7 protein-coding genes are annotated in these 7537 nt (G+C 73.8%); 3 read left to right on the top strand and 4 right to left on the bottom strand.

The window, feature by feature from the left end; translation table 11 throughout:
- The first annotated feature begins 218 nt into the window (after window positions 1-218).
- Window positions 219-899, top strand: a complete 681-nt coding sequence (locus ACFRAR_RS32215; RefSeq protein ID WP_380702683.1) for a DUF6445 family protein — start codon at window positions 219-221, stop codon at window positions 897-899.
- A 425-nt stretch (window positions 900-1324) separates the two neighbouring features.
- Window positions 1325-2230, top strand: a complete 906-nt coding sequence (gene murQ, locus ACFRAR_RS32210) for an N-acetylmuramic acid 6-phosphate etherase (RefSeq protein ID WP_380702681.1) — start codon at window positions 1325-1327, stop codon at window positions 2228-2230.
- Window positions 2231-2357: 127 nt separating this feature from the next.
- On the opposite strand, the gene ACFRAR_RS32205 is transcribed toward murQ, so the two are convergent.
- Together ACFRAR_RS32205 and ACFRAR_RS32200 are read right to left on the bottom strand one after the other, a co-directional pair.
- Window positions 2358-2870, bottom strand: coding sequence for an isochorismatase family protein (locus tag ACFRAR_RS32205; RefSeq protein ID WP_380702679.1), 513 nt, complete (start codon window positions 2868-2870; stop codon window positions 2358-2360).
- A 53-nt stretch (window positions 2871-2923) separates the two neighbouring features.
- On the bottom strand, window positions 2924-3604 hold the full coding sequence (locus ACFRAR_RS32200) for a TetR/AcrR family transcriptional regulator C-terminal domain-containing protein (RefSeq protein ID WP_380702677.1): 681 nt from the start codon (window positions 3602-3604) through the stop codon (window positions 2924-2926).
- A 127-nt stretch (window positions 3605-3731) separates the two neighbouring features.
- Here ACFRAR_RS32200 and ACFRAR_RS32195 point away from each other — a divergent pair, with 127 nt between their 5' ends.
- The gene (locus ACFRAR_RS32195) at window positions 3732-5153 is read left to right on the top strand and encodes an MFS transporter (protein WP_380702675.1); all 1422 of its coding nucleotides are present in this window, start codon (window positions 3732-3734) and stop codon (window positions 5151-5153) included.
- Window positions 5154-5224: 71 nt separating this feature from the next.
- Here ACFRAR_RS32195 and ACFRAR_RS32190 read toward each other — a convergent pair whose 3' ends face one another.
- Together ACFRAR_RS32190 and ACFRAR_RS32185 are read right to left on the bottom strand one after the other, a co-directional pair.
- Window positions 5225-5518 carry a hypothetical protein gene (locus ACFRAR_RS32190; RefSeq protein ID WP_380702673.1) on the bottom strand — a complete coding sequence of 98 codons (294 nt, stop codon included), beginning with the start codon at window positions 5516-5518 and terminating at the stop codon, window positions 5225-5227.
- Window positions 5519-5947: 429 nt separating this feature from the next.
- A complete protein-coding gene (locus ACFRAR_RS32185) occupies window positions 5948-7501 on the bottom strand; it encodes a glutamate synthase subunit beta (RefSeq protein WP_380702671.1) in 1554 nt (517 codons plus the stop codon).
- Between the last annotated feature and the right edge of the window lie 36 nt (window positions 7502-7537).

The raw sequence follows: 7537 nt of genomic DNA, 5'->3' as shown, positions 1-7537 counted from the left end.
CTTGAAGAGTCCACACACCTCACCAAGATCATTCGGTGGCCGTTCCAGTTCCAGCCCCGACCTGCGAGATCACGAAGTGCGGCTGGAGTACTAGCGCACGCCGGAGCACCGCACTCGCGACCGGACGCCCGGCGATCCGCCCATGTCAGCGCACCCTTGACGAAAGGTTGACCTGCTCACGGCAGAAGATTGACGATCACCGCCTCTATGGTCGGCCCATGTCCTCACAGCCCATCAGGCCCACCGCCCTGCCGGTCCTGCCCTACCGCAAGCCCACCCGGGGCCGGGACTACTGGGTCCTGGACAGCGTGCTGCCCGACCCGGACGCCGTCCGGGAGCGCTGTCTGGCCCGTGGGGACTGGACGGAGGGCTACCCGTACCGCCCCGAGACCTGGCCCGGACTGCGCACGATGCCGGGTCTGGAGCCCACCGAGCTGGCCCGGGTCGAGTCGCTGGTCCGCAAGGCCACCGGCGCCTCCCGGCTCTGGGTGCAGAGCACCCCGGGCGGCGGCACGCTCAACCACAACTGCGTCCAGGTCGTCGGTTCCGGGGAGTCGGAGTCCCGCCCGCACACCGACTCCCGCGCGCTCTGCCGCTACGCCGCCGTCCTCTACCTCAGCCCTGGCGCCCCGAAGGACGCCGGCACCAGCTTCTACCGCCAGCAGTTCCCGGGCGGCCGCCTGGGCGGCAACCTGGTCGACGCCCCGCACAACAACCTGGTCGAGGCACTCGGCACCCGCCGTGTTCCCGCCGACCACTTCACCGAGGACGTCCGCGTTCCCAACCGCTACAACCAGCTGCTGCTCTACCACGCCAATCTGATCCACAGCGCCACCGGCTACTACGGCACCGAACTGGCGGAGCGACGGATGACAGCGGTCTTCTTCTGGATGGCCTGACCACCCGGACGGCCTGACCAGCCCGGTGACGGGCGCCGGCCCCGCCGACGGGCGCCGACCCCCGGCGCGACGAGCGCCGCCAGACCCTCCGGTTCGCCCGGCAGCCCCAGCGCCCGGGCCACCGCCAGCACCCGCTCGTCGAAGTACGGCCGCAGCGAGGACCAGACCCCCTGCGCCTCGCGCCGGAAGATCCCGGCACCGACCGGCCCGATCCTGGGGAACTCCGCAGCAGTTCACCGACCCGCTCCGGCACGCCCTCGGCCTCCTCCCGCAGGCGCCGCAGGTCACCGTGCCAGCGGTCGAGTCCATCCGCTTCCCTCCGTCCGCTTCCCTCCGTCCGTTCCTCTCCGTCCGTTCCTCTCCGTCCGCCTCTGCCTCCACGCCTGCCCGGATTCGGGCCCCTCGCACCTGGGGAGGCTCGCCGCATGAGCCACGACGCCGTACCCGCGACCGAGACCGTCCGCCGCGACTGGGCCGAGATCGACCGGCTGCCCACGGCCGGGCTCCTCCGCCTGATGAACGCCGAGGACCGCGGTGTTCCCGCCGCCGTCGCCGGCGAGTTGGAGCGGATCGCCGCCGTGGTCGATGCCGTGGCCGCCCGGATGGCGCGCGGCGGCCGGCTGGTCTACGCCGGCGCGGGAACGGCCGGACGGCTCGGTGTGCTGGACGCCGCCGAGTGCCCGCCGACCTTCGGGACCGACCCGTCGCTGGTCGTCGGCCTGATCGCGGGCGGGCGCCCGGCCGTCACTGCGGCCGCCGAGGGTGCCGAGGACCGTACCGACCTCGCCGAGGCCGATGTGGCCGCCCTCCGGCTCACCCCCGCCGACACCCTGGTGGGCATCTCCGCTTCCGGCCGCACGCCCTACGCACTGGCCGCCGTCCGGACCGCGCGGGCGGCCGGGGCGCTGACCGTCGGGCTGGCGTGCAACCGGAACTCGGCGCTGGCCGCGGCGGCCGAGCTGGGCATCGAGGTCGAGGTCGGCCCGGAGGTACTGGCCGGATCGACCCGGCTCAAGGCGGGAACGGCACAGAAACTGGTGCTCAACCTGCTGTCCACAGCCGTGATGGTCAGGCTCGGCCGGACATACGGAAATCTGATGGTCGACCTCCGCGCCACCAACGACAAGCTCCGCGACCGCGCCCGTCGGATCGTCACCGAGGCGACCGGTGCCGACGAGGATGCGGTCGAGGGCGCCCTGACCACCACCGACGGCCGGGTCAAGGACGCGATCCTGACCCTGCTCGCGGACGTCGACGCGCCCACCGCCGCCCGCCTGCTCAAGGCCTCGGACGGACGGCTGCGCGACGCGCTCCGACGCGCCCGGGCGTAACCACACGCCCCTGCCCGAGAACCCGGCACGAAGGCCCGGCACCAGACCCGAGGCCCCGGCCCGAGATCCCGGCCCGAGATCCAGACCCGAAGTCCCGGCACGAGGTCCAGCCCGAGCCCCTCCCGGTTCACCCCAACCGCAGATCCGCCGCCACGACGACCTCGCCGAGCCGCGGGAAGTCCAACTCCACCGAAGCCCGGTGCTCCTCCGCCGTGAGCGCGGCCATCGCGTCCTCGACGAACACCACCCGGTACCCGTGGTCGCAGGCCGCACGGGCGCTCGACTCCACGCCCAGGTTGGTGGCGATCCCGGCGAACACCAGGGTCTCCACACCCCGAGCCCGGAGCAGCTCGTCCAGGCCGGTGCCCTGGAAGGCTCCGATGGTGCGCTTCACCACGATCTCGTCGGCCACCGCCGCGATCTCCGCGAGCAGATCGCTCCCGGGCGGCTGCTCGGTGACGTTCGGCCGTTCGACCCGGACCGCGACGACCGGCGCGCCCGCCGCACGGAACTCCCGGGCCAGTTCCAGCGCGGCCTTCACCACCTCCGAACCAGCATGCGGCGCAAGTGGGTTGGCGACGATCCGGTCCATCAGGTCGATCAGGACCAGGGCCGTGCTGCGGGGGTCAAGGGTGGCCATGCGCATCACGCCAGTCCATCCGACGACCACCCCACCGATGCCTACGCCTACGCCTACGTTTCCGTCTCCGTCTCCCTCGCCACCTCCACCTCCCTCGCCGTCTCCGCCGACGCCTCCCGCGCGATCTCCGCCCGGAACCCCTCGATCAGCACCCGCAGCCCGTACTCGAAGTCGGCGTCGTGGTCGGTCATCCGCAGCACGTCGACCGCCTCGCGCAGCAGCGGCAGTTCGCGAAGCGCCTCGTCCGGGAACGGCGGCCGCTCCCGGTCCGCGACGTCCTGCCGCCAGGCCTGCTCCTCGGTGACCCAGCCCATGATGTACCGGTCGACGGTCAGCAGCAGTCGCAGCGCCGTACGCGGGTGCAGCCCGGCCTGGCACAGTGCTCCCAACTGGGCTTCGACCGCCGGGAGTTCCCCTTCGGTCGGCAGGGTCCCGGCATGCACCCGGGCGCCGTCACGGTAGGCGAGCAGGGCATTCCGCTTGGCGCGGGCGTCGGCGGCGATCCACTCGGGCCAGTTCCGCGGGTCCGGCTCGCGGTCGGGCGGGAGCGCCTCGGCGAGCATCTCCTCGGCCATCAGGTCGAGGAGTTCCCGCTTGTTCTTGAAGTGCCAGTACAACGCCGGTGACTGGACGCCGAGTTCACGGGCGAGCCTGCGGGTGGTCAGCCCGTCGATGCCCTCCTCGTTGAGCAGGCGCAGCGCGGTGCGCACCACCTCGTCGCGTTGCAGCGCCATCCGATCGACCTCCCGGGCTATTCACTTGCCAGACCCACTTTATCGCCGATAAGTTCCCGAACCAGAATTTATCAGCGATAAGGAGAGCTGTCGCGGCCACCGCCGACAGCCGGGAAGGACCCGCCACGTGACCTCCGAACCGAACCCGCTCGCAGAGCCGAACCCGTCCTCCGAGACACCCCCGCCCCCCGCAGCGGACCCGCCCCCCGGCGCGAACCGCGCCCGCTCCCGGCTGCTGCCGAACACCGCACCCTGGCGGTCCTCCCGGGACTTCCGCCTGACCTGGACCTCCGGCACGGTCACCCTGCTCGGCTCGATCTTCACCATGACGGCCGTCCCGCTCCAGATCGCCGACCTCACCGGCTCGCCCCTGGCCGTGGGCGCGGTCGGCGCGGTCGAACTCGTGCCCACCATCCTGTTCGGCCTCTACGGTGGCGTCCTCGCCGACCGCGCCGACCGCCGCACCGTGGCCCTGGCCACCGAAGTCGCGCTGGCCGTGCTCAGCGCCCTGCTCCTCGCCAACGCACTGCTCGGCACCCCCGCCATCTGGCCGCTCTACGTTGCCGCCGGAGTGGCGGCGGCGCTCCAGGGCATCCAGCAGCCCTCGGTCGAGGCGATGGTCCCCCGACTGGTGCCCCAGGACCAGCTGGTGGCGGCGGGCGCCCTGCTCTCGTTGCGTTGGAGCATCGGCGGCGTGGTCGCCCCGGCGGCGGCCGGTCTGCTGATCGCGACCGCCGGAGTCCCGGCCGCCTACCTGGTCGACCTCGGCACCTTCCTGCTCTCGATCGCCCTGCTCGCCCGGGTCCGCCCCGTCCCCTCGGAGCGGGACGCCGAGGCGCCGCAGCTCACCGAGTTCCTGGCCGGCGCCCGGTACACGGCCCGGCGGCCCGACCTGGTCGGCACCTATCTGGCCGACCTCGCGACCACCGTCTTCGCCCTGCCCACCGCGCTGTTCCCGTTCCTGGCCGCGGACCTGGAGGCGACCTGGGCGCTCGGTCTGCTCTACTCGGCCGGCGCGGTCGGCAGCCTGCTCGCCGCCGCGACCAGCGGGTGGACTGACCGGGTGCACCGGCACGGCCGGCTGGTCCTGCTCTCCGCTGCCCTGGTCGGCGCGGCGACGGCCGCGGCCGCGTTCACCCCAGGCCTGTGGGCCGTCCTGCTCTGCCTCACCGTCGCCGGTTGCGCCCACTGGATCGGCGACACCTTCCGCAGCGCCATCTGGAATCAGTCCATCCCGGACGAACTCCGCGGCCGGGCAGCCGGGTTGGAGATGCTGATCGGCTCCGCCGGACCGGCCCTGGGCGACCTGCGGGCCGGCGGGCTCGCCGCCCGGCAGGGCATCCGGGCGGCCCTGCGCACCGGCGGCCTGCTCTGCCTCGGCAGCTCAGCCGCCCTGTCCGCCGCGATCCCCGCCCTCTGGCGCTACGACCAGCGCGAGCACGACAACCAGCGCGAGCACGACGACCAACGGGAGCATGACGACCGACAAGCACACGACGACCAGCAGGCGCCCGGAGCCGAACCGGCCCGGGCGGAGCCCGCCCCGTGACACGTCAGCACATGCCATACCAGCCACACCGAACCGGTCGAACCAGCCGAACCGGCCTCACGAACCGCAGCTCAGTCCAGAACGAGCGCCTTCGCATGCCGATCGATCAGCTCGACCAGCCGCCGACTGTCCTCGACCCCGCGCTTGGGCAGCATGGTCATCACCCCCGTGTCCTCGCTGCCGCCCAGCAGCAGGAACAGCCCTGGCGTCTCCAGGTGGTACCGCTGCTCCGGCCAGCCCAGCTCGGTGACCGAGGCCCCGCCCCTCCGACGACCCCGAGCAAAGCCGAAACCACTGCCGGGCAGGCGGCGAGCGTGTACCTGCCCCGCCGCGCCCGGCGGCCCGCCACCGTGTGCCGGTCCCACGCCGCACGGGCCTCCCGGAAGTCGGCGGCCGTCGGGGTGTAGCGGACCTCGACCGACTCCGCCTTCCATCCACCCGCGCCCACGCCCACGCCCTCCGGCCCTCGTACGCACATCTTCTGATGCCCTTGTCGCCGGATCGTAGCAAAGGCCGTCCGTATTCGATCCGATCGCGTTCCAGGCTCCCCGGCCCGAACGTGCCGCTCCCGGCGCACAACCGTTGACCGGCCGCACCGCCCGGAGGTCGGCTCACCCCGAGCCGGCCGACGGGGAGTTCGACGCACACCGCCGACGCGGCACGGCCGATCCAGGGGAAACCAGATGTCCCGTATCCGCCGCCCGCTACGCGCGGCCTGCGCCCTCGCGGCCGCCCCACGGCCCCACCGCCCGACGGACCGACGGACCGACGGACCGACGCGGGCGCTCCCGGACTCACACCGTGAACGCCCGCGCCGAGGCCCGGATCGGCTCCGGCAACTCCGTCCACCCCCGCAGGTACCGGTCCACCGCCGCCGCCACCGCCCGCCCTTCCGCGATCGCCCACACGATCAGCGACTGTCCGCGCCCGGCGTCTCCGGCGACGAACACGCCCGGTACCGCCGTGGCGAAGCCGTCGTCCCTGGCCAGCGTGCCCTCCGGCCCGGTGGCCAGGCCGAGTTGGGCGGACAGCCACGGGTCCGGCTCCGGCCCGGTGAAGCCCAGCGCGAGCAGGGCGAGCTGGGCCGGAAGCCGCTGCTCGGTGCCCGGCCTGGGGCTGCGGTCGGCCGGTTCGGCCTCGGCGAACCGGACGGCGGCGAGCCGGCCGTCCGGGCCCGCTTCGAAGCCCACGGTGGTCGCCGCGAACACCCGGGGACCCGCCTCCACCGCGCCGGACTCCTCGTGCGAGGTGGTCTCCCGGTACACCCTGGGATGGCCCGGCCAGGGCTCCCCGGGCGCCCGGCGCCGCGGCGGGCGCGGGTTGATGTCCAGCTGGGTGACCGAGGCGGCGCGCTGGCGCAGTGCCGTCCCCAGGCAGTCCGCCGCGGTGTCGCCGCCGCCGACGATCACCACGTGCCGCCCCTCCGCGGACACCGGCGGGGTGCCGCAGTCGCCCTCGTCCACCCGGTTCGCCCAGGTCAGGTACTCCATCGCCTGGTGCACCCCGGACAGGTCCCGCCCCGGGACGGGCAGTTCCCGGCGGGCGGTGGCGCCCACCGCCACCACCACAGCGTCGTACCCGGCCCGCAGCTCTTCGGCCCGGACGTCCCGTCCGACCCACACCCCGGTGTGGAATTCGGTGCCCTCGGAGCGCAGTTGGTCCAGCCGGCGCTCCAACCGGTGTTTCTCCAGCCGGAACGGCGGGATGCCGTACCGCAGCAGCCCGCCCGCGCGGTCGGCCCGCTCGTACACGGTGGTGGCGTGCCCGGCCCTGGTCAGCTGCTGGGCGGCGGCCAGTCCGGCCGGGCCCGAGCCGATCACCGCGACCCGCCGGCCGTCGGTCCGCTCGGGCGGCCGCGGCCCGTCCCAGCCCTCCTCCCAGGCCCGATCGGCGATCGCCAGCTCGACGTCCTTGATCGTCACCGCCGCGCCGTCGATCGCCAGCACGCAGGCGCTCTCGCAGGGCGCCGGGCAGAGCCGCCCGGTGAACTCCGGGAAGTTGTTGGTCGCCAACAGCCGCGCCGCGGCCGCCCGCCAGTCCGCCCCGGCCCCCGCTTCCGGTTCAGCCGCCTCCGATTCAGCCGTCCCCGGGCCCACCGCCCCCGGTTCCGCCACCCCCGCGTCGACCTCCGCCACCAGCCGGTTCCACTCCGGCACCAGGTTCCCCAGCGGACAGGCGCTGTGGCAGAACGGCAGCCCGCAGTCCATGCACCGCCCCGCCTGTCCGCCCACGAGCGGCAACAGCGGGCCCGGCCGGTACACCTCCCGCCAGTCCCCCAGCCGCTCCCGCGCGTCCCGCCGCGCCCGTTCCACGCGCGGGGTGGTGAAGAAAGCCATCCGGTCTGCCATCGTGGCCTCCGGCAGGGCGTGCCGAATCGGACCAGG

This window comes from Kitasatospora sp. NPDC056651 (assembly GCF_042792155.1).
GTDB lineage: Bacteria > Actinomycetota > Actinomycetes > Streptomycetales > Streptomycetaceae > Kitasatospora.
Note: the sequence above shows the minus strand (reverse complement) of the source record. Positions and strands in the feature narration are given on the sequence as shown.